A 22,691-nucleotide genomic window follows, 5' to 3' on the forward strand; every position below is an offset into this window, starting at 1 on the left:
GCTGATGGATCCAGCCGCAGCCCTGCGTCGAAGGTCAGCTCCGCTTGAGGTGGCCCTGCCAGCGCACGGTCGGGAGTAGCGCGGCCGGGTCGACGCGGTCCTTGTTGGCGGAGACGATGTCGAACATCGACTCGATCAGGGTCTCCGAGAGCAGGTGCGGCTGGAGGCCCAGTCCGACGAGGCCGGTGTGCTTCACGTTGTAGTAGTGCTCGGCCTGCTCGACGCGCGGGTTGTCCAGGTGCTCGACCTGCACCGGGCCCGGGAAGCACTCCGCGACCAGGTCGGCGAGCTGCGCCACCGAGTAGCTCTCGGTCATCTGGTTGAAGACCCGGAACTCGCCGGCGTCCGCCGGGTTCTCGACCGCGAGCCGGATGCACTCGACGGTGTCCCGGATGTCGAGGAAGCCTCGCGTCTGGCCGCCGGCGCCGTACACGGTCAGCGGCTCGCCCAGCACGGCCTGGATGCAGAACCGGTTGAGAACGGTGCCGAACACGGCGTCGTAGTCGAACCGGGTCGCCAGCCGGGAGTCCCGCACGGTCTGCTCGGTCTGCTGTCCGTACACCACGCCCTGGTTGAGATCGGTGACGCGCATCCCCCAGATCCGGCAGCCGAACTCGAGGTTGTGCGAGTCGTGCACCTTGCTGAGGTGGTAGAACGAGCCCGGCTTCTTCGGGTAGAGCATCCGGTCCTTGCGGCCGTTGTGCTCGACCTCCAGCCAGCCTTCCTCGATGTCGATGTTGGGCGTGCCGTACTCGCCCATCGTGCCGAGCTTGACCAGGTGGATGTCCGGGTCCACCTCGGCGATCGCGTACATCAGGTTCAGCGTGCCGACCACGTTGTTGTGCTGGGTGTAGACGGCGTGCTCGCGGTCGATCATCGAGTACGGCGCGGCGCGCTGTTCGGCGAAGTGCACGATCGCGTCCGGCTGGAACTCGCTGAGTACCCGGTAGACGAAGTCGGCGTCGAGCAGATCACCGACGTACGCCGGGATCTCCTGCCCGGAGACCTCCTTCCAGGCGGCGACCCGAGCTTCGAGATCCTCGATCGGGACCAGACTCTGGACGCCCAGCTCACGGTCGTAACCGCGGCGGGCCATGTTGTCGAGCACGGCCGTGTGGTGGCCGCGGTCGGAGAGGTGCAGGGCTGTCGGCCACCCTAGGTAGCCGTCACCGCCCAGGACGAGTACGCGCACGGCTCGGCCGCCTTCCGTCGGGGAAAGTCGTCACAGTCCTTCCTATCCCGAGTACCCGCTCCCGTAACGTGATCGGTCCCACCTATTGGCTGGTAATCGGCTGAGAATTTCCGCCGGACTGCCGCCGGCTGGTCCGGAGGTGCAGAATAGGCCGCGATGCGTGCTCTCACCAAGGTCAAGCTCACTCGCGCCCGATTGTTGCTCTGGGCGAGGTACTCGGCGTCCTCCGTGGTCGCCACCGTGGTCAGCCAGCTCGCGTTCGCTCTGTGTTACTGGTTCGGTACGGCGGCCCTGGTCGCGACCCTGGTCGCGTGGCTGGCCGGTGCGGTCCCGAACTACGTCCTCAACCGCCGCTGGACCTGGGGTCGCAGCGGTCAGAAGTTGCCGTACACAATGATCGTGATCGGCTCCGCGGTCACGGCCGCCGTGGTCACCTCGGTGACCGATCACCTGGTGCAGCCGGTCGACTCACACGCGCTGAAGACGCTGCTGGTGACCGGTTCGTACTTCGGGACCTACGCGGTGCTGTTCATCGTGAAGTTCGTGCTGTTCGATCGGCTGGTGTTCGCCAAGAACCCGCCTGCCGCCGCCGGCGCAGCACGTACTCCCGTAACCACGTCGTCGTCATGACCCGGCCGTAGTTCGCGCCGTACACGACGCCGGGGCCCTTCTTGCTGCTCCCGTCGCCGCGCCGGCGCATCGTCATCGGCAGCTCGACCACGCGGGCGCCGAGCGCAAGCGCACCGAGCAGCAGCTCCGACGACTGGTACTGCGGTTCACGCAACGTGACGGCGGTCGCGAGCTCGGCCCGCATCGCGCGGAAGCCGAAGGAGGTGTCGGTCAGCTTCCGCCGGGTCAGGATCGACGCGAGTACGGCGAACACGCGCACGCCGACCCAGCGCAGCCGGCTGTCCGCGTCCTCCGCTCCGAGCCGGCGCGATCCGGTGACGAAATCGGCCCGGTCGAGCAGGATCGGCTCCAGCAGCGTCTCCAGCTCGTCGTTGTCGTACTGACCGTCGGCGTCGGTCGTGACGATGTACTTCGCCCCGCCCGCCGCGGCCAGGTGGTACCCGAGCCGGAGCGCGGCGCCTTGACCGCGGTTGCTCGGGGCAACGCACACGGACGCCCCGTGCTCGTGGGCGATCTCGGCGGTGTTGTCGGTGGCACCGTCCACGACGACGAGGACGTCGACCGGGAGGCCGGCGCAGGTTCGCGGCATGTCGGTGAGGACCGGGCCGATGCCGCCGGCCTCGTTGTACGCCGCGATGACCACGACGACCGGTGCGAAGTCCGTGTGCTTGAAGGCCTTCACAGCTTCGGAATCGACGGCGTCCGGATAGTCCGCCATCGCAGTGCGCGCCTGGTCCTTGCCGAGCAGGGCACGGAGGCCTATGGCACCTGCCAGTGGGAAGAAGATCAGCCCTGGCAGCTGGTAGCGCCAGGAGAACTCGAATGCGGCTGAGCCGAGCAGGAGGATCACACCGGCCGCTGCCGGGAACAGTGCAGCCGCTCGGAGCTCTCTTGCACGTACGGCCGCAACAAGAGCGAGCAGTACGCACAGGGCGAGCAGTATGCCGGACGTGTAGCCGCCGTGGAGCTGGTAGGCGCGCAGGATGACAGCAGGCGTGTGAGAGACGTGCGGCTCGGACCCTCCCCATTTCACTGCGGCCTTGGTGGTGTTGGGGTCTTTGAGGTTCGGATAGGTGAGCTGGAACTGCCACCGGTCCAGCGGTACGTCGTTGGGCGAGCTGGTGCGCGTCGGCGCGAACCCCTTCGCGAAGTCCTTCAGCGCCGCCCACGTGACGTCCAGCGGCTGGTGCTTGATCACCAGATGCGCGAACTCGGTCGCCAGCTGACGTTTCGTCGTCCCCGGCGGGAGCGGACCGGGCCAGTTCGGGTCGCCGTAGTGGTTATGGGCGTACTTGTCGACGCCCAGACGCTGACCGAGCGGCTCCTTCGGGCAGAACAGTCGGGTGCCCTCGTTGAGCGGCAGCTTGTCGCAGTTGGCGACCGTGGCGGTCCGCCCGTACAGGATCTGGTTCTCGGCGCCGGTGAAGCCCCAGCGGCCCGTTTCCGCGTGGTAGTAGCCGACGTACGCCGCGAAGACGACACCGAAGCCGGCTACGGCGGCAGCGGTCCGGCGTACGACGGCCATCCGCCGCTTGCGCCAGGCGTTCCCGACCACGACCAGGTACAGCACGACGGCGATCAGCAGGACCATGCCGATCGCGCGGACGGTGAACGCGGCGCCCACGAGCACACCGGCGACGGCCGCACGCCGCCAGCCAGGCGCCGCCCTCTTGCCCAGCAGGAGCCAGAGGATCGCCACCAGGATCACGTCGAACGTGGTCTCGGCCATGATGTTCTGCTCGATCTGCACCTGGTACGCGTCAAGCAGGATCGGCGCGGCGGCGAGCGCCGCCAGCCAGCGATAGACGGTGAGCCTGCGCGCGAGGGCGTAGATGGCGACGCCGAGGAGCAGTCCGGTGAGGTGCTGAACGATGACGACGAACGTGAGCCCGCCGATCGCGACCAGCGGGCCGAGCACGAAGTCGTACCCGATGGGGTTGAGCTGGTCCGGGCTCAGCTTGCCCATGTTCGTCAGGTACTGGACGGAGTCGGTGTAGACGATCGCGGGCGTGTAGGCGACGGTCGCGAGGACCCGCAGTACCAGACCCAGCGTGAGGAAGACGGCGAGCAGCCAGTGCTTCCTCACTGCTTTTCGAAGTACCGCCACGTCCGGGCCAGACCGTCTTCGAGCGAGACCGTCGGCTGGTAGCCGAGATCGTTGGCGACGTCCACGACCACCGCCGGCATCTCGCCCGCCGGCGCCTCGATGTGCTCGGCCGGCACCGGCTGCCCGGTCACCGCGCGCACCGTGTCGATCATCTCCAGCACCGAGACGGACCGCCCGGAGCCGATGATCGCGCGGCCGTCGTACCTGGTGTCGAGCGCCCGCAGGACGCCGCTCACCACGTCGTCGATGAACACCAGATCCCGCCGCTGCTGCCCGTCGCCGTACACCTTCACCCCGGTGCCGCTCAGCGCCGCCCTCATCATCCGCGGCACGAAGCTGTCCTTGTGCGACATCCCCGGCCCGTACACGTTCGTGAACCGCAGCGCCGCGGTCGCCATCCCGTAGCTCCCCGAGTACGCCGACAGCAGCATCTCGCACGCCGCCTTCGTCGCGCCGTACGGCGTGAGCGGCCGCAGCGGCAGGTCGACGTTGATCACCGACGTACCGACGTTCCCCACCACCGCGTTGGTCGACGCCAGCACGAACGCCTCGACCCCGCTACCGCGACTCAACTCCAGCAGCACCTGCGTGATCGTCACGTTCTGCGCGAACGTCTGCATCGGCGCATCCACCGACCGCAACACCGACGTCAACGCCGCCAGATGCACCACAGTCGTAGGCCGCGTCTCGAACGCCGCGACACACGTCTCCTGCTCCGCCAGATCCCCCGTCACCACGTGCACCCCGCCGTCCCAGGAAGCATCCGGCGGCTCCCGATCCACAGCAGTAACCGCCACCCCACGCCCCCGCAGAGCCCTCACCACAGCCCGCCCGATGAACCCCGAGGCCCCGGTGACCAGCACACGTTCGTCCATGTGCTTCAACCTACCTCCGGGGTGTCGATCCACCACCATGGGTCGACAGTGCGCTACGAACTATTGACCCGCGGTGACATCGCTGGGCAGGATCGACCCCGAACGCGGGCTGACAACCTTGTCATCGGGGCCGCGTACCCACACCGGTGGACGGGGGCGTCCCGTGGTGCCGGCCGGATGTGCAAGGAGCGTCGATGAATCTCCGCCGCCCACTGGGGCTCGTCACGTCTCTCGCGCTGGTTGTGACAATGTCTGTTGCCATGACGCCAGCGCATGCCGCGTCGCCTGCTGCCTCCGAGCAGCCGGTGGTGAGCGGTTCGTCGTACTTCACCTCGTTCGAGCCCGGGCAACCGCAGCCGGGCTACACCGACACGGTCGAGACCGGTCCGGACGGGAAGCCGCGCACCGAGGGGGTGCGCGGGCCGACGCCGACCGGGATCGGCGGCAGCGAGATGGACAAGGTCACCAAGGTGACCGCGAACGGTGAGAACACCGGTGGCGGCGAGATCGCCACCAACGCCGCGGACGGTGACAAGTTCACCAAGTGGCTGGTGTTCGAGAAGACCGGCTGGCTGGTCTACCAGACCTCGGCCCCGGTGGTGATCAAGAAGTACGCGCTCACCTCGGCGAACGACGCCGACGGCCGCGACCCGCAGAACTGGACCGTGTCCGGGTCGAACGACGGCAGCACCTGGACCACGCTGGACACCCAGACCGGCCAGAGCTTCGAGAACCGTTTCCAGACCAAGGAGTACAGCTTCGCCAACGACACGGCGTACACGTACTTCAAGCTGGACATCACGCTGAACCACGGCGAGAACATCGTCCAGCTGGCCGACTGGTACCTGTCGAACGGCGCCCCGCTGCCGTCGCCCGGTCCGGTCGCCGAGTCGCGGCTGGACTCCGGCCCGACCAGTGCCTACAACGCCCGCGCCCGCGTCGGCTTCACCGGCGTCAAGTCCTTCCGGTACGCCGGGCACCAGGACGCCGAGGGCCGCGGCTACACGTGGAACAAGATCTCCGACGTCGATCTGCAGGTGGGTAAGGACACCCGCCTGTCGTACAAGATCTTCCCGGAGCACGTCGAGGGCGATCTGAGCTACCCGAGCACGTACGCCGCGGTCGACCTGGCGTTCGACGACGGCACCTACCTGAGCGACCTGAAGGCTCGCGATCACCACGGGTTCGAGCTGAGCCCGCGCGGCCAGGGCGACTCCAAGGCGCTCTACACGAACCAGTGGAACAACGTCGAGGCCGATCTCGGCAAGGTGGCGGCCGGCAAGACGATCAAGCGGATCCTGGTCGGCTACGACAAGCCGTCCGGCCCGGCCGACTTCCGCGGCTGGCTCGACGACATCCGGATCGCCGCCGCGATCAACCCGGACCGCGCGGCGCAGAAGACCGTGGCCAAGCACCCGTCGGACTTGGCGCTGACCACGCGCGGCACGAACGCCACGGGCGGTTTCTCGCGGGGCAACAACTTCCCGGCCACCGCCGTACCGCACGGCTTCAACTTCTGGACGCCGGTCACCAATGCGGGGTCTACGTCCTGGCTGTACGACTACGCCAAGGGCAACAACGAGGCGAACCGGCCGACCATGCAGGCGCTGTCGATCAGCCACGAGCCCAGCCCGTGGATGGGTGACCGGCAGACGTTCCAGGTGATGCCGTCCGTCGCGGCGACACCGACCGCGGACCGCAAGGCCCGCGCCTGGTCGTTCAGCCACGACAACGAGATCGCGCGGCCGTACTACTACGGCGTCACGTTCGACAACGGCAACGCGGCCGAGATCGCGCCGACCAACCACGCCGCGCTGTTGCGGTTCAGCTTCCCGGCCGGTAAGGCATCGCTGGTCTTCGACAACGTGAACACCAACGGCGGCCTGACGCTCGACCCGGCGACCGGAGTGGTCACGGGGTACTCCGACGTCAAGAGCGGACTGTCCACGGGCGCCGGCCGGCTGTTCGTGTACGGCGTGGTCGACCAGAAGGTGCTTGCCTCGGGCAAGCTGTCCAACGGTGGCGGGGCCAACGTCGGCGGCTACTTCTCCTTCGACCCCAAGGTGACCCAGGTCCAGCTGCGGATGGCCACCTCGCTGATCGGCACGGAGCAGGCCCGCAAGAACCTGGAGCAGGAGCTCCCGGCGGACTCCAAGTTCAGCAAGGTCAAGGACGCCGCACAGGCCGCCTGGGATGCCAAGTTGAGCACCATCCAGGTCGAGGGTGCCACGGCCGACCAACTGACCAGCCTGTACTCCAACCTCTACCGGCTGTTCCTCTACCCGAACAACGGCTCCGAGAACACCGGCACCACGAAGGACCCGGTGATCAAGTACGCCTCGCCGACGTCGCCGAAGGTAGGCACCGACACCCCGACCACGACCGGCTCGAAGATCGTGGCCGGCCAGACGTACGTGAACAACGGCTTCTGGGACACGTACCGGACCGTGTGGCCGGCGTACTCGCTGTTCGCCCAGGACGAGGCGGCGGAGCTGGTCAACGGGTTCGTCCAGCAGTACAAGGACGGCGGCTGGATCTCCCGCTGGTCCTCCCCCGGCTACGCGAACCTGATGGTCGGTACATCGTCCGACGTCGCCTTCGCGGACGCGTACCTGAAGGGCATCAAGGGGATCGACGTCCAGGCGATGTACGACGCCGCGGTGAAGAACGCGTCCGTCGTACCGCCGTCGCAGAACGTCGGCCGCAAGGGCATGGACCTGGCCACGTTCAACGGCTACACGGCCAACACCACCGGTGAAGGCTTCAGCTGGTCGATGGACGGCTACATCAACGACTTCGGCATCGCGAACCTGTCGAAGGCGCTGTACGACAAGGCGAAGAAGAACGACCCGCGCAAGCAGGAGTACCTGGACAACTACAAGTACTTCCTGAACCGGGCCCGCAACTACGTCACGCTGTACGACCCGACGGTCGGCTTCTTCCAGGGCAAGGGCCCGGACGGTGTCTGGGGCAACTCCCCGAGCACCTTCGACCCGCAGGACTGGGGCCACGACTACACCGAGACCAACGCCTGGAACATGGCGTTCTCGACGCCGCAGGACGGCGCCGGCCTGGCCGCGATCTACGGCGGGCGGGACGGGCTGGCGAAGAAGCTGGACGAGTTCTTCAGTACGCCGGAGGACGCGCTGCACACCGGCGGGTACGGCGGCACCATCCACGAGATGCTCGAGGCGCGCGACGTCCGGATGGGGCAGTACGGCCACAGCAACCAGCCGTCACACCACATCACCTACATGTACGACGTGGCGGGGCAGCCGTGGAAGACGCAGGAGAAGGTCCGCGAGGTGCTGTCGCGGTTGTACCTCGGCTCCGAGATCGGGCAGGGGTACCCGGGTGACGAGGACAACGGCGAGATGTCGTCGTGGTTCCTGTTCAGCGCGCTCGGCTTCTACCCGCTGCAGGTCGGGTCGCCGTCGTACGCGATCGGCTCGCCGCTGTTCACCAAGGCGACGGTCCGGCTGGCCGGCGGCAAGAAGCTGGTGATCAGCGCTCCGAACAACAGCTCGCGCAACGTCTACGTGAAGAGCGTCAAGGTCAACGGCAAGAACTGGACCTCGACCGCGCTGCCGCACGACCTGATCGCCGGCGGCGGCAAGATCGAGTTCGAGATGACCGACCAGCCGAGCAAGTGGGGCACCGGCCGCACCGACGCGCCGCCGTCGATCACCAAGCCGGGCGAGGACCCGATGACGTGGCGTGACTCGACGTCCGACACCGGCGCGGTGATCGGTGCGGGCAGCACGGACGTCTCCGCGCTGATCGACAACGACACGAAGACGCAGGTCACGCTGACCGGTGCACAGCCGACCGTCACCGTGGCCCTGCCGCAGGGTCGTCCGGTCGGCATGTACACGCTGACGAGCGGTGCCACCGGTACCGCGCCGGCGGCGTGGACGCTCGAGGGATCGAACGACGGTACGACGTGGAGCACGGTGGACCGGCGTACCGGCGAGACATGGGCCTGGACGTCGTACACCAGGTCCTTCAGCATCGCCTCGCCGAAGGCCTACACGCAGTACCGCCTGGTACTCACACCGGCGGCCGGCGCCGACGGCGTCACGCTGTCCGAGATCGAACTGCTCGGCACCCTGAAGGGCATCGAGACCGGCACCCACCCGAGCGACAAGCGCGTCGCCGAGACCAAGCCGAGCCCGACACCGTCGCAGTCGATCGACCGCAACTACGGCTGACATGACTGAGGGCGACGGCTGCTGCCGTCGCCCTCGGTACCGTCACCGGCGGAGCCTGCCCCTGAAAGGTTCCGCCGGAAGGTGAAGGAGGGGTGGCGGTCCCCGCCCGGACTGCCACCCCTTCACTTGTATCGACGTTCGAACCCCGTCGAGGGTTGCCTCAGCCCAGAACTGTCCACATGTCGGACAACGCCACGAACCAGGCCACGTTCACGACCAGGACACCGGCCGTCGCGGCGACCGCGAACACCCATCCGAGACCGGCCCGCAGCGCCAGCACCGGCAGCGCCAGAGCCGTCGCCAAACCGCCGAGTTGTACGGCGAACAACGCACCGCCGTGCTCCACCGCACAGCTCACCCCGGTCGGCGGGCACAGTGGGGCGCCGAACTGACGCATCAACGCGTACGCGGCGCCGGCCAGCACACCGACGAGCACCGCCTGCAGGGCGACCCTGCCGATCGTCCGGGCTTCCATGAGATCACGCTATGTACGCGGCAGGTTCAGGGCATGAGCAGAACTACTCAGCCGGACCAGCGGCCGGTGAAGAAGCCGGCCGCCCAGACCGCGGCGAGCGGTATCGCCACGGCCAGATACAGGCGGCCGATCCACGGTCTGCGTCTGGCGAGCACCGCGAGCCCGATCCACAGCGGCCACATGAGCAGGGTGGCCCGGGTGAGCGAGTAGATCCAGAACGACGTACAGAAGGCGCCGATCGTCGCCGCGACCCAGGCGGCCTCACCCCAGGAGCGGCGCCAGAACAGCCAGGCGAGCAGCAGCAGCCCGATGAACAGCGCGACCAGCTCGGCCCGGAACATCCAGGTCCAGTCGCTGCGGTCGGGCGCGAAGTGGCCCTTACTCGCGGCCTCGAAAGTGTGCACCAGTGAGGTCCACGGCCAGGTGAATTCGCGCGCCCAGCCCTTCTCCTGCGCCTCCTGCCAGGCGAACCAGGAGCCGTGGATCTGCTTCAGGTACGCCATGAAGCCGAGCACCGGTACGGCGGGCAGCGCCAGCCACGGCAGCGACAACCAGTCCCGCTTCTTCGACGTCAGGAACTCGACGAGCAGCGCGAAGATCAGGAAGAGCCCGGACACCCGCACCGTCGACGCCAACGCGACGAAGATCGCGGCGCGCGCCCAGCGGCCCTGTCGCGCGGCCAGCCAGGCGGGGAACGCGAACGCGCAGAACAGCGCCTCGGTGTACCCGGCCGCTAGGAAGACGCCGACCGGAGCGCAGTACCAGATCATCGCCGCGTTCGGGCCGAGGCCTTTCAGCTCCGGGAACTCGTACTGCGCCAGGCGCGCGAGATACACGCCCGCGACGGCGCTGGCGACGGCGGACACCACGATGCCGGCGGCGACGTAGCCGATGCCCGTGTAGCTGACCAGCCGCACCAGCAACGGGAAGCCAGGGAAGAACGCGGCCAGCGGCGCACCGGACGGCTCACCGTGGTTGTAGCCGAACTCGGCGACCGCCTTCAGGTGCCAGACGTCCCACTGCAGCCAGGCCTTCCACACGTTCGGGTAGTCGCTGCCCCGGTTGAACAGCAGCGGCGCGGAGATCGACAGCACGAACAGCGCGATCCGGGAGACCAGCCACCACCCGAGCACTTCCCGGGTCATCGCCGTCGGCATCCACCGCTGCCACCCGACCCCGTCGACCCGGGCCCGCCGGGCCCGACCCGGCCGTGACTCGTCGGCGGCCGAACGCTCAAACACGCCCGCACCGCCGCACACCACGGTCCACCCGAGTCACAGCCCTATCGTCCCCCATCCGGGTAGCAGTCCCCGATGGTGGACGCTATTGACCCCCGCCCGGTGTTCGCGGCGTGTCGGTGGGTTGGGTCGGCCCACCGGTCGGCAGCGTCGGGATGACCGGGGTGGTCGTCGTCTGCGTCGGCTTGGTCTTCGTCGGCTTGCCCGTCGGCGTGTTCGGCGGCGGGGTGCTCGGCGGAGGAGTGCTCGGGGGCGGCGTACTGGGCGGAGGAGTGCTCGGGGGCGGCGTACTGGGCGGAGGGGTGTACGTCGGCGTCGACGTGTCCTTGATCTGTTCCTTGTCCGGCTCGTTGAACTCGGCCTCGGGCACGCCGTCGAGAGCGGACTTCATGAACGCCAGCCAAGTCTTCAGCGGCCAGTTGCCGCCGAAGAACGCCGGGTCGTCGCTGTACGGGTCGAGGTCCGACTCACCGGTCGCGCCGGCCCGGTACAGCACCGAGGTGGATTCGTCCGGCGTGTAGCCGGTCCACCACGAGGTCAGCGTCGCCGACCCGTCCTTACAGCCGTCACACGCGGCGTTCGCCTTGCGGTCCTCGACCGCGACACCACCGGCGGTGCCGGTCTTCCCGGCGACTGCGCGGTCGAGATCCTTGGCGCCCTCACCGGTGCCCTTCTCGACCACGTTCTGCAGCGCGTAGTTGACCAGGTTCGCGATCTCCGGCGTGAAGGCCTGCTTCTGCTGCTTCAGGACACTCGCTTCCGACCACAGAACCTTGCCGTCCGGGCCGCGGACTTCCTTGATCACGTGCAGCGGCGTGTACTTGCCCTCGGCAGCGAAGGTCGCGTACGCGTTCGCCATGTCGACCGGCGACGCGTAGGCGTCCGGACCGAGCACCGTCGCCGGTGCCTGCCGGTCCTTCTCCAGCGTCTTCGTCGCCGGGATGCCGGCCGCCTCGGCAGCGTCGACTACCTTGGAAGGGCCGTCGTCCATGTCGTTGTCGACCAGGTCGTAGAAGGCGGTGTTGATCGACTGCTCGGTCGCCTTCATCAGCGTGACGTCGCCGTAGTCGGTGCTGAGCTCGTTGCCGAACTTCTGCCCCTGGACCACGATCGGGCTGTCACCCTGGTAGACGTCCCACAGCGACTTCTTGTCCTGCAGCGCGGCCGCCAGTGCGAACGGCTTGAACGACGAACCGGGCCTGGCTTTCGTCGTCGCCCAGTTCAGCTGACTTTTCAGGAAGTCCGGCCCGCCGTACATCGCCAGCAGCTGGCCGGTGCCCGGTTTCACGGCGGCCATTCCGATGTGCAGGCCGGCGTTCTTCTTCGGGAGCTCCTTGGCGGCATCCAGCATCTTGTTCTGCTGGGTGTAGTTGAAGGTGGTGGTCACCTTCAGGCCGCCGCCGGTGATCTCGTCCTCGTCGAAGCCGCGCTGCGCCAGTTCCTTCCGGGCCATGTCGAGCAGGAAGCCGTTCGGCCCGGCGTACCGGCTGCTCTTCTTCCGCATCTTGCCCAGGTCGGGCAACTTGGCCGCGTACTGCTTCTCCTTGGCTTCGGAGATCGTGCCCATCTGCTGCATGCCGTCGAGGACGTACTTGTACCGCTCGATGATCCGCGCCTTGGTCCGGGGATCCGGGTCGGTGACGTCGAACAGTGTCGGGTTGTTCAGCACGGTCGCGAGCAGAGCCGCCTGCGGGACCGACAGGTCCTTCGGGTCCTTCACCTGGAAGTACGTGTCACCCGCGGCCGCGATACCGTACGCGCCCTGGCCGAAGTAGATCGTGTTGAGGTAGCCCTCGAGGGTCTTGCTCTTGTCCTGCTGCCGGCCGAGCTTGGTCGCGATGAACAGTTCCTTGAACTTCCGGGAGACCGTCCGCTCCTGGGTCAGGTACATGATCTTCACGTACTGCTGGGTGATCGTCGAACCGCCCTGGAGCTGCTCGCCGCGCGCGATGTTGACCGCGGCCCGCACCATGCCGCTCGGGGAGATGCCGGGGTTGGTCCAGAAGGTCCGGTCCTCGGCCGCGATCACCGAGTCCTGGACGTGCTTCGGGATCTGCGCCAGCGGCACCGTGTGCCGGTTCTGCTCGTAGAAGGTGCCCAGCGGGTTGCGGCCGTCGGCGTACGTCACCGTGGTGGTGTTGGTGGCGAACTCCTTGTTCGGGTCCGGGATCTTCGTGGTCTGGTAGACGACGAAGAACGCGGCGACCGAGCCGATGATGCCGAGGAAGACGAGTGCGGCCAGCCAACCGAGCACCCGGACCGCCCAGTGTTTCTTCCGCCGGGGTGGCGGGGCGGCCTTTCTACGAGCTTCACTCACTGTGCAATCCTCGACGATCTCGCGGAAGTCATTGCCCCACAGACTACGGTGGGTGTGGTAATACGCCCGAATCCGCTCCGGATAGTAGCAAGCAGGTCCGGCGGGGCTCAAAGCCGATGCAAGCGGTTACCCCGTCACGTGCGGTGCGAGCAAGGTCACGGCGATCAGCGCCGCCGGAAAACAGGCCAGGAACATCGTGAACGTGTAGCCCATGATGTCGCGCGCCTTGAGGCCCAGGATGGCGAGCGTCGGCAGCATCCAGAACGGTTGCAGCAGGTTCGCGCTCGCCTCGCCCAGGTCGTACACGACGACCATCCACCCGGCGTCGACGCGCAGCTCGTTCGCGGCCTGCAGCACGTACGGCGCCTCGATCACCCACTTGCTGCCGCCGCTCGGGACGAAGATGCCGAGCAGGCACGAGTAGATCGCGACCAGCGGCGGGAACAGGAACTGGTTGCTCGCCTGCACCAGCCACCCGGCGAGGCGCGCGGAGATCCCGGTGTAGGCGATCATGCCGAAGATGCCGCCGTACAAGGGGAACTGGAGCAGTACGCCGGCCGCCGCGGGCGCGCCGTCGCGCACCGCACGCGCCATCCGCCACGGCCGCCAGTGCAGGAGCAGCGCGAGCAGGAACAGGATCAGGTTGACCGTGTTGAGGTCCAGCGCGTTGAAGAAGCTCTTCCCGCTGAAGTAGCGCACCAGGTAGGTCACGCCGAGCAGGACGATCAGCAGACTGAACAGCGGCGAGTGCTCGAGCCAGTCGCCGGGTCTGCGCGTCTCCTGCCGTTGACCGTTGTACGCCGAGCCGCGCCCGATGAGCGGCTTGAGCTCGATGCCGATCTGCTCCGCGGTCCGCGCGTTGCCCTCGCCCGGTGCGATGAACCAGGCCATCGCGACGCCCACGACGTACACGATCAGCGTCGCCACCAGCGCCTGCCAGGTGAAGATCGTGTCGCTGAGCGGGATCAGCCCGCCGGCGTGACCGCCGGCCTTGATGACCTCCTGCACCGGCGGCGGGCTGCTGCTCGCGCTCGCCACCTGCAACGCCGCCGAGCCGGACAGTCCCTGCGCCCACACCGTACCGAGCCCGAGGAACGCCATCGCACCGAGCGCGCGGACCAGAACCCGATGCCCCAGGCATCGACTAACCCGAAGCCCTTGGTCGCGGCCGGGTCGTCGGGGCGCTTCAGCAGCGGCTCACCGGTGACCAGGCCGAACAGCAGCACCACGAACGTGCCGACCAGGACGAAGCCGAACGCGTCCGGCAGCCACTTCTCGGTGAACGCGGTGAACCGCAGCGCCAGCCGGGCGAGCACCCCCTCGGCGGCGATGTCGGGCCTGGCGTGCTTCGCATGACTGTCGGTCATTACTGTCCGCTCCCGAGCTACGACGCTGAGTGTCATTCGATTAACGCAGATAGGCGCCTGACGTAACAGGTTTCCCGGGCGTGCCGTGCGGCGCGGGTGACAAAGGTCTTCTTTGTCAGGGGTTGTCCACAGGTGCCAGGTCTGCTTACAGTGGCGGCACGATGTATCGAGTCGATACATCAGGTCATGACAAACTGGACCGAGGGAGGTGGCTCATGGGAAACCGCAGTGGTGTCCTCGAGCTCGCCGTACTCGGTCTGCTGCACGAAGCGCCGATGCACGGTTACGAGCTCCGCAAGCGCGTCAACGCCCAGTTCGGGTGGGGACGCGTGCTGTCGTTCGGTTCGCTGTACCCGTGCCTGAAAGCGATGCTCCGCAACGGGCTGATCACGGCCGACCCCGGGACGCCGGAGTCGGGCCGGCGGCCCAAGATCGTGTACACGATCACCGCCGACGGCAAGGACTACTTCGCGCACGCGATGCACGAAGCCGGGCCGTCGGCCTGGGAGGACGACACGTTCGGCGTCCGCTTCTCGTTCTTCGGCCGGACCGACCCGGCCACCCGGTTGCGCATCCTCGAGGGCCGCAGGGCCCGGATGGAGGAGCGGCTGGCCAACTTCCGGGCGGCGATGAGCCGGACGGCGGAGCGAGTCGACGCCTACACCCTCGAGCTGCAACGGCACGGCCTGGAGTCGGCCGAGCGCGAGGTCCGCTGGCTGAACGAGCTGATCGACGGCGAGCGGCGGCAACAGCGGCCCCCTGACCAGCACCACCCGCCTACTCAAGGAGATTCCAGATGACCTCGATCCGCGTAGCGATCGTCGGCGTCGGCAACTGCGCCAGCTCGCTCGTCCAGGGCGTGCACTACTACCGCGACGCGAAGCCCGAGGAGCGCGTCCCCGGTCTGATGCACGTCCAGTTCGGCGACTACCACGTCCGGGACGTGGAGTTCGTGGCCGCGTTCGACGTCGACGGCAAGAAGGTCGGGCTGGACCTCGCCGACGCGATCGGCGCCAGCGAGAACAACACGATCAAGATCTGCGACGTGCCGCCGACCGGCATCACGGTGCAGCGCGGTCACACCCTCGACGGCCTCGGCAAGTACTACCGCGAGACCATCACCGAGTCGGACGCCGCGCCGGTCGACGTCGTGGCGACGCTGCGTGAGGCGGCCGTCGACGTCCTGGTCTGCTACCTGCCGGTGGGTTCCGAGCAGGCCGCGAAGTTCTACGCGCAGTGCGCCATCGACGCCGGTGTCGCCTTCGTCAACGCGCTGCCGGTCTTCATCGCCGGCACCAAGGAGTGGGCGGACAAGTTCACCGCCGCCGGCCTGCCGATCGTCGGTGACGACATCAAGTCGCAGATCGGCGCCACCATCACGCACCGGGTGCTGACCAAGCTGTTCGAGGACCGCGGCGTGACCGTGGACCGCACGTACCAGCTGAACGTCGGCGGCAACATGGACTTCAAGAACATGCTCGAGCGCGAGCGGCTGGAGTCCAAGAAGATCAGCAAGACCCAGTCCGTCACGTCGCAACTGCGCGACGAGATCGACGACCGCAACGTGCACATCGGCCCGTCGGACTACGTGGCCTGGCTGGACGACCGCAAGTGGGCGTTCATCCGCCTCGAGGGCCGCAACTTCGGCGACGTCCCGCTGTCCCTGGAGTACAAGCTCGAGGTCTGGGACTCGCCGAACTCGGCCGGCATCATCATCGACGCCATCCGCGCCGCGAAGATCGCCAAGGACCGCGGCATCGGCGGCCCGATCCTGTCCGCGTCGTCGTACTTCATGAAGTCCCCGCCGGAGCAGTACGCCGACGACGTCTGCCGCGAGCTGGTGGAGAAGTTCATCCGCGGCGAGGTCGAGCGCTGAGGTTCCTCGCTAGATTGTGACGATGCGGCTCCACGTGGGATGTGCCCAATGGACACATCCCGCGTGGCCGCAGCCCGGTCGGGAGAAGCTGCGTTCGTATGCCTCGTGGTGCAACGCGGTGGAGAGCAACACCACGTTCTACGGGACGCCGTCCGTGTCGACGGTGGCGTCGTGGGCCGCGCAGACGCCGCCTGACTTCCGGTTCGTGGTGAAACTGCCGCAGGTCGTCACCCACGAGCGCCGGCTAACGAACGTCGACGCCGAATTTCGCGCTTTCCTCGCGGCGATCGAGCCGCTCGGCCCGCGCAACCACGCGGTCTGGATCCAGCTTCCCGCCGCCTTCTCGCCGACCGGCCTCGGCACCCTCGCGGCCTTCCTGCACCAGGCGCCCCGCGAGCACCGGTACGCCGTCGAGGTCCGGCACCGCGACTTCTTCGACGACCCCCGAGCCGCCGCGAACCTGGAACGCGTCCTGGCCCGCGCGAACGCGGAGTGGATCCCGTTCGACACCGGCACACTGTTCGCCCGCCGTCCCACCAGCCTGGCCGAGCGCGACGCCTGGATGAAGAAGCCGCGCGTCTCCCGCCGGACCCGCGCACTGACCGGTCATCCGATCGTCCGCTACATCGGCCGCGACTCCGTGGACGAGACCGTCGAAGGCTGGGCGTACCTCGTCGAACTGGTCGTCACCTGGCTGTCCGAGGGGCGCTCCCCGACGATCTTCCTGCACACCCCGGACAACGCCGAGTCCCTCGACCTCGCCCGCCGCTTCCACGCGACTGTCGCTGCCGCCGCCCCCGAAATCACTCCGCTTCCCGAGCCGATCGCGAGCGAGCCTCCGACCCTGTTCTGAACGTCATGCGTTTGACCTTCGCGCCCGGCCGATGAGCCCCCTTTCCCCCGTACGGGCACGGTGCTTGACTGACCGATGGGGGGACCGGGATGCCGGTCCAGAGGCCGCGACATCGGGCCGCGGCCTTCCGTTGAAAGGGGGCCCTGATGTCCGTGGCACAGACCGAATCCACACTGCGCGACTACCTGGCGGCGCTGTTGAACGGCGGCGACTTCGCGTCGTTCTTCAGCGACGACATCGTGTGGACGACGATGGAGACCGGGGACGAGGTGCGTGGCCGGGAGGCCGTCCGCGACTTCATCCTCGCGATGCACACCCAGCTGTTCGACGCGTCACCGGAAGTCAGGAACGTCGCGTCCGGCGACGGCGTCGCGGCGCTGGAAGCCGTCTTCGTCGGAAAGCACACGGCCGAGTTCGCCGGCGTACCGGCGACAGGCACCACGGTCCGCCTGCCGTACACCGTCTTCTACGACGTCGACGGCGATCGCATCACGGCGCTTCGGGCGTACTTCCCGATGTCAGCGCTGATCCACGAGCTGCAGGAGTCCGCACAGCAGTAGGCCCATCGGTACGCCGGGTGCCTGGGTTATCCACAGTTCCGAAATCCGCCGTGGATTCCGGGGCCGATCTCCGTATGTTCTCCGCCGACTTCACGACTCGGGAGGACATCTCATGCAGCATTCGATCGGTACGCCGCCCAGCCCGACACCCCTCGCACCACCCGACCTGCCGCCGGCCGGACTCGCCCCGCGCGCCGAACGGCAGGCCCGGGCCGACTGGCTGATCACCGAACTCGTCCGCCTCGCGGCCCAGGCCGACGATCCGGAGGATCGCGCGCGCCTGCGCCGCACGGCGGACTCGCTGGTCCGGCTCTCGTCCGCGCTGCGCTCGTGACGACGACTCTGGCGGCCCACCCGACCTCGGTCCCGGAGTTGCTGGCGGCGAGCGGGGACACCGCTCGCGAACTCGCCGGCGCCGACCGGTCCGCGTGGAACGGCCACATCATCGAATCGTCCAGCGCGATGCTCGGCCTGGCCCATTGGGACGGCACCCTCTACCTCGACCGCGAGTCGATCGTCGACCCGCTCCGCCACCTCTACGAACACGCCGGCACGACACGTCCGACACCGACCCTCGTCGCCTACCGCGAGTCCCTGGCAACGCTGCTCCACGAGCATGCCCACTTCCTCGGCCCGGACGGCGCCACCCAGGAAGCGGCCCGCGAAGCCTTCACCAAACCCGGCAGCCGCCAACTGGAGGAAGGCGTCACGGAGGCCTGGGCCCAGGACCACCTCGACGACTTCCTCCGCCGGCTCGGCATCGACAAGGTTGCGCCAGGCATCGATTCCGTCCGCTCCACCGGGTACTACGCCGCCTTCGTCCCCGCCGTCCGCAAGCTCACCGCGGACCTCGACGCCCGCAACGCTCTCTCCCCCGGCGAAACCCTGGCGCTGCTCAACCGCCAGACCGCAGCCGGTCAGTTCCCCCTACTCGTCGACCTCGTCTGCAAGTCCCACGATCTCCCTGACACCGACACCCGCGCCCGCCTCGAAACGATCCTCCGCTCCGGCCTCGCCCACCTCGACACCTATGAACTGGACCGACCCGGCGTCGCCGGCAAGCACTCCCTGGCAACCGCCACTCAGATCCTCACCGATCTCCGCCGCGAAACTCACACCACCGACTCCGCCGGACACCTCGACGACTGTGCCCTCCCACCTCCCGCCCCGATCCGCAGTGCGCCGTCACCCCACGAATCGGCCCTGTCCGGACTCGCCACACCAACATTCAGACATCCGGCAGCCACTCACACGCCGCCCACCCGACCCCACCCCGCGCACCGTCAGTTCGCCCAGCACCGGCAGCCCCCCAGCCGCCGGGATACTGAGGGGCATGGACTACGCGGCGTATGACGCAGAGGAGCAGCGGCTCGTCGAGGCAGTGATGGCCAAAGAGATCCCCGAGGAGCGGCTGCCGATCGAAGTTGAACGACTGCGGAGCCTGGTCCCGACGGTGGAGCCGGCGGCGGATCGGGAGCGTGCCGAGCGGAGCCTGTCCTCACTGGAGTACGTGCTGAACTACAAGGTCCCCCCGATGTCCGACGAGATGGCAGCAGCGCTCAAGGTGCAGTCGCGGGGGCTCGGCTCCACAGGCACCCCGGCAGAGCGCATCGAGCTCCTCCAGGCTGCGATCACCGAGATCGGCCGGATCGCCAAGACCGCGCCAGGAGTCGAGGCAACCCGGATCCGCCAGCTCGGCGAGCCGCTCGCGATGGACATCGAGGGCATCCGCTTCAACAACCCCGACCTACGAGACGCTCCGGGGCACGCCGAGTAGCGCGGACCGTCGACCGTGATCACGAGCTTCGCGGAGCTGATGCGGCTCCAGGCGGACCTCACCGTGGCAGTGATGCGCGCGCACCACTCTGCCTGGAACAAGCGTTACCGGGTGCTCCCGCGCGGCGACGACCAAGTGTCCAAGGTGACCTGGGAGGGCACGATCCTGTACCACCCGCAGGACGTCATCGAGCCGCTGCAGGACATGTTCGATCGTGCCTACCTGCAGCACGACGACGAGACACTCGACAGGTACCGCGAAGCTCTGCGCACCCTGTTCCACGAGAACATCCACCTGCTGGCCGGGCCAGGTACGTCGTTGGCTTTCCCGCTCGATGCGTACGAGGGCAGGGCATACAAGGTCTTCGAGGAGGGAGTCACAGAGCGGGCGACACAGAACGAGCTCGACAACTTCATCGACGAGCTCGGTCTCGAGCAGATCGCTCCCGGCATCAAGAGGCGGCAGAGCCTGCAGGCCTATGCGGCCTACACCCCTGCAGTCGACGCATTCAGTACCGCGGTCGGCGCGGACGTCGGCCTGGAACCCTCCGAGGTCATCCACCGAATAGCGGTGGTGAACACCGCTGAGAAGTTCAAGCTCGCCGCGGACCTCCTGTACACGAAGCATCTGAGCCGACTGGTTCCGGAGACCGCGAGGGCCGACGCGATCAGCCGCATCGCCGAGGCCATGCACGGACCATTCGCCGCTGTCTACGACTACGACAAGAACGACCCCTCGGACCTTCGCATGGCCGGTCTCGCTGGACGGAGCGCATTCCGGAGCGCAACTGCGGAGATCCAGACGATCGCCGAGCACTGGGCCGGCAACCAGGACCTGCGCCGGGCACTTGACGCCGGTCTCGGCGCCACGACGACACCACATCGGACACCGGATCGGACACAGCACGGCAGCCGAGCTTCCGACGGCTCGCAGCCCAACGGTCCGCAGACCGAGGGCTTGCACTCCGAAGGCCCGCACTCCCAAGAACCACGCTCCGACGGTCAGGGCTCTGACGGTCCGGCGCAGGGAGACCAGGGCTCGACTCAGCCGCCGAGCTGGAGCGCTGCGCCTGGCGGGCACCGACGGTCGGCCTCTGGACCTACCAGGTTGTCGCGGGACTGACGCAGTGCAACAAGGTTGGGCGAGCGTGCCCGGGGCACAGCCACGGCGCCGAGGCCGGGTACGGTGACTGGACGCCGGCAGGAGGCGCGGATGAAGAGCCCGCGACGAGAGGAGCATCGGTGGACCTGGTTGCTGAGGGTGCCGAAAGGTTGGCCGAACTGGTCGAGGTCCGGCGGGTGCTCCATCGGGAGCCCGAGGTGGGATTGATCTTGCCTCGGACTCAGGCGGTGGTGATGGATGCACTGGCGGGGTTGCCGCTGGAAATCACCACGGGCACAGAGGTGACGTCGGTCGTGGCGGTGCTGCGAGGCGGGGCACCGGGGCCGACCGTGTTGCTGCGCGGCGACATGGATGCGTTGCCGGTGGTCGAAGAGACCGGCCTCGAGTACGCCGCCGAGAACGGCAACATGCATGCCTGCGGCCACGATCTGCACACCGCGGGGCTGATCGGAGCGGCCCGCTTGCTGAGCGCGCAGCGAGACGAACTGCACGGCAACGTCGTCTTCATGTTCCAGCCGGGCGAGGAGGGTCTCGGCGGCGCGGGATACATGCTGCGCGAGGGTCTTCTGGAGGCAACCGGCGACAAACCGATCGCGGCGTACGCGTTGCACGTCTGGTCGCAGGCACCGAAGGGGACGTTCCAGCTGCGGCCGGGGACGATCATGGCGAGCTCGAACCAGCTCCACATCACGGTGCGCGGGAAGGGCGGGCACGGGTCGATGCCGGATCGCACCGTGGACCCGGTGCCGGTGGTCGCGGAGATCGTGCTGGCGTTGCAGGCGTACACCACGCGGCGGGTGAACGTGTTCGACCCGGTGGTGATCACGGTGACGCAACTGGAGGCGGGCGTCGCGATCAACGTCATCCCGAACACGGCCCGCCTCGGCGCGACCGTCCGCACGCTGTCCGAGGCGATGCTGGAGCAGCTGACTCGTGAACTGCCGGCGTTGGCGGAGCGAATCGCGGCCGCGCACGGCTGCACGGTCGACGCGCGCCTCGACCCGCAGTACCCGGTGACGGTCAACGACGCCGGACGCACGGCGGAAACCACCGAGCTGCTCACTGACGTGTTCGGCGCGGACCGGGTGCAGCGTTTGGAAAACCCCCTGATGGGCGCGGAAGACTTCTCGATGGTCCTTCGCGAGGTACCAGGCACCTTCGCAATGGTCGGCGCACGCCCCGACGACGTCACCCCCGAAGAAGCCCCCTCCAACCACTCGAGCCTCGTCCGCTTCGACGACGCGGTCCTCGCCGACACCTCCGCCGCACTGGCCCACCTAGCCACCCACCACCTGATCCCCTCCTAACCCACACCACCCGCCACCCAGCAACTGCACGCTGCTGGTCGGCGGGGGCTCGGAGTCTTGACGATTTGCATAATTCTTCAATTCGCTACATTCTGAAGCCGTCAGGACGGAGCCGCGGTGGAGGTGTTGTGGGCAGCAGTGAGTTCGCGAGTGATTTGCGGCGGCGGGTGCGTGAGGCGCGCGAGGCGCTGGACGCGGCGAAGGCGGCGGGGGACTTCTACGCCGTGGATGTCCGCACCGGTGAACTCGAGAGTCTGCTGAGGCTGGCACTCGAGCACGACGTCGATGTCGATGAAGGCGGGCTTGGGGCTGCGGGCGACTCCGGGGAGCGGCGATGACGGCGGGGGTTCCGCTGTATCAGGCAAAGGCTGAGTTCTTTCGGGTATTGGGGCACCCGGTTCGGATCCGGGTACTGGAGTTGCTGCAGGATCGGCCGCGGCCGGTGCGGGATCTGCTGGCCGAGATCGGGATCGAGCCGTCCAACCTGTCCCAGCAACTGGCGGTGCTACGCCGCTACGGCATCGTGACCTCGCACCGCGAGGCGTCGACGGTGATCTACGAGCTCGCCGGCGGCGACATCGCCGAGCTGCTGAGAATCGCACGCCGATTCCTGACCGAGATGCTCACCGGCCAAAGCGAACTCCTGGCCGAACTACGCGAAGCCGAAGAGGCAACTCCGTGATCTCGGCGCCAACACCGCCCGAGCCCGATGAGGCGGCCCGGTGAAGGTGGGGTCGGTAGTGCGTGAGGACGAGAAGGTGGCTTGGTGAGGTCGGTGTCGGTC

The 22,691-nt window shown here is 67.9% G+C and carries 21 protein-coding genes; 13 read left to right on the forward strand and 8 right to left on the reverse strand.

The annotated features are described in order from the left end of the window. Positions 1–34 precede the first annotated feature (34 nt). Entirely contained in the window at positions 35–1,192 is a 1,158-nt protein-coding gene (locus ACWEOO_RS19490) for an NAD-dependent epimerase/dehydratase family protein (protein WP_452144173.1), read from the reverse strand. 156 nt (positions 1,193–1,348) lie between these two features. On the opposite strand from ACWEOO_RS19490, the gene ACWEOO_RS19495 reads away from it, so the two are divergent. Then, positions 1,349–1,822, forward strand: coding sequence for a GtrA family protein (locus ACWEOO_RS19495; RefSeq protein ID WP_452144174.1), 474 nt, complete (start codon positions 1,349–1,351; stop codon positions 1,820–1,822). Here ACWEOO_RS19495 and ACWEOO_RS19500 read toward each other — a convergent pair. Then, positions 1,722–3,908: a glycosyltransferase family 2 protein gene (locus ACWEOO_RS19500; protein WP_452144175.1), complete on the reverse strand. Its 2,187-nt coding sequence runs from the start codon at positions 3,906–3,908 to the stop codon at positions 1,722–1,724. The two genes, ACWEOO_RS19495 and ACWEOO_RS19500, sit on opposite strands and share 101 nt — an antisense overlap. Beyond that, positions 3,905–4,804, reverse strand: a complete 900-nt coding sequence (locus ACWEOO_RS19505) for an NAD-dependent epimerase/dehydratase family protein (protein WP_452144176.1) — start codon at positions 4,802–4,804, stop codon at positions 3,905–3,907. Before ACWEOO_RS19505 ends, ACWEOO_RS19500 begins: the two co-directional genes overlap by 4 nt. A gap of 260 nt (positions 4,805–5,064) precedes the next feature. Between ACWEOO_RS19505 and ACWEOO_RS19510 the strand changes: the two genes are divergently transcribed. Then, positions 5,065–9,015, forward strand: a complete 3,951-nt coding sequence (locus ACWEOO_RS19510; protein ID WP_452144177.1) for a GH92 family glycosyl hydrolase — start codon at positions 5,065–5,067, stop codon at positions 9,013–9,015. Between the two features lie 160 nt (positions 9,016–9,175). Here ACWEOO_RS19510 and ACWEOO_RS19515 read toward each other — a convergent pair whose 3' ends face one another. From ACWEOO_RS19515 to ACWEOO_RS19535, 5 genes are all read right to left on the reverse strand, one after another. Further along, a complete protein-coding gene (locus ACWEOO_RS19515; protein ID WP_359936147.1) occupies positions 9,176–9,490 on the reverse strand; it encodes a hypothetical protein in 315 nt (104 codons plus the stop codon). A 47-nt stretch (positions 9,491–9,537) separates the two neighbouring features. Next, the gene (locus ACWEOO_RS19520) at positions 9,538–10,731 is read right to left on the reverse strand and encodes a mannosyltransferase family protein (protein ID WP_452144178.1); all 1,194 of its coding nucleotides are present in this window, start codon (positions 10,729–10,731) and stop codon (positions 9,538–9,540) included. Between the two features lie 82 nt (positions 10,732–10,813). After that, on the reverse strand, positions 10,814–13,045 hold the full coding sequence (locus tag ACWEOO_RS19525) for a transglycosylase domain-containing protein (protein ID WP_452144179.1): 2,232 nt from the start codon (positions 13,043–13,045) through the stop codon (positions 10,814–10,816). A gap of 126 nt (positions 13,046–13,171) precedes the next feature. Continuing rightward, complete coding sequence (locus ACWEOO_RS19530) at positions 13,172–14,122, reverse strand: TIGR00366 family protein (RefSeq protein WP_452144317.1); 951 nt, start codon at positions 14,120–14,122, stop codon at positions 13,172–13,174. Continuing rightward, positions 14,011–14,412, reverse strand: a complete 402-nt coding sequence (locus ACWEOO_RS19535) for a hypothetical protein (RefSeq protein WP_452144180.1) — start codon at positions 14,410–14,412, stop codon at positions 14,011–14,013. The genes ACWEOO_RS19530 and ACWEOO_RS19535 overlap by 112 nt, the downstream gene beginning before the upstream one ends. Before the next feature lie 215 nt (positions 14,413–14,627). Here ACWEOO_RS19535 and ACWEOO_RS19540 point away from each other — a divergent pair, with 215 nt between their 5' ends. From ACWEOO_RS19540 to ACWEOO_RS19590, 11 genes are all read left to right on the forward strand, one after another. Continuing rightward, positions 14,628–15,212 carry a PadR family transcriptional regulator gene (locus ACWEOO_RS19540; RefSeq protein ID WP_131284360.1) on the forward strand — a complete coding sequence of 195 codons (585 nt, stop codon included), beginning with the start codon at positions 14,628–14,630 and terminating at the stop codon, positions 15,210–15,212. Then, entirely contained in the window at positions 15,209–16,288 is a 1,080-nt protein-coding gene (locus tag ACWEOO_RS19545) for an inositol-3-phosphate synthase (protein ID WP_452144181.1), read from the forward strand. Before ACWEOO_RS19540 ends, ACWEOO_RS19545 begins: the two co-directional genes overlap by 4 nt. Before the next feature lie 22 nt (positions 16,289–16,310). Further along, the gene (locus tag ACWEOO_RS19550) at positions 16,311–17,141 is read left to right on the forward strand and encodes a DUF72 domain-containing protein (RefSeq protein ID WP_452144182.1); all 831 of its coding nucleotides are present in this window, start codon (positions 16,311–16,313) and stop codon (positions 17,139–17,141) included. Between the two features lie 146 nt (positions 17,142–17,287). Beyond that, positions 17,288–17,701, forward strand: a complete 414-nt coding sequence (locus ACWEOO_RS19555) for an ester cyclase (protein ID WP_355693811.1) — start codon at positions 17,288–17,290, stop codon at positions 17,699–17,701. Between the two features lie 112 nt (positions 17,702–17,813). Next, positions 17,814–18,035 (forward strand): hypothetical protein, encoded by a 222-nt coding sequence (locus tag ACWEOO_RS19560; RefSeq protein WP_452144183.1) that lies wholly within the window; start codon positions 17,814–17,816, stop codon positions 18,033–18,035. Beyond that, positions 18,032–19,054 carry a hypothetical protein gene (locus ACWEOO_RS19565; protein WP_452144184.1) on the forward strand — a complete coding sequence of 341 codons (1,023 nt, stop codon included), beginning with the start codon at positions 18,032–18,034 and terminating at the stop codon, positions 19,052–19,054. The genes ACWEOO_RS19560 and ACWEOO_RS19565 overlap by 4 nt, the downstream gene beginning before the upstream one ends. Further along, positions 19,035–19,478: a hypothetical protein gene (locus tag ACWEOO_RS19570; protein WP_452144185.1), complete on the forward strand. Its 444-nt coding sequence runs from the start codon at positions 19,035–19,037 to the stop codon at positions 19,476–19,478. Before ACWEOO_RS19565 ends, ACWEOO_RS19570 begins: the two co-directional genes overlap by 20 nt. Before the next feature lie 15 nt (positions 19,479–19,493). Continuing rightward, on the forward strand, positions 19,494–20,600 hold the full coding sequence (locus ACWEOO_RS19575) for a hypothetical protein (protein WP_452144186.1): 1,107 nt from the start codon (positions 19,494–19,496) through the stop codon (positions 20,598–20,600). 119 nt (positions 20,601–20,719) lie between these two features. After that, positions 20,720–21,907 (forward strand): M20 metallopeptidase family protein, encoded by a 1,188-nt coding sequence (locus ACWEOO_RS19580; RefSeq protein WP_452144187.1) that lies wholly within the window; start codon positions 20,720–20,722, stop codon positions 21,905–21,907. A 128-nt stretch (positions 21,908–22,035) separates the two neighbouring features. Further along, a complete protein-coding gene (locus tag ACWEOO_RS19585) occupies positions 22,036–22,245 on the forward strand; it encodes a hypothetical protein (protein ID WP_359936169.1) in 210 nt (69 codons plus the stop codon). Beyond that, a complete protein-coding gene (locus ACWEOO_RS19590) occupies positions 22,242–22,589 on the forward strand; it encodes an ArsR/SmtB family transcription factor (RefSeq protein WP_363706524.1) in 348 nt (115 codons plus the stop codon). Before ACWEOO_RS19585 ends, ACWEOO_RS19590 begins: the two co-directional genes overlap by 4 nt. Positions 22,590–22,691 lie beyond the last annotated feature (102 nt).

The sequence above is a fragment of the Kribbella sp. NPDC004138 genome, from assembly GCF_053603655.1.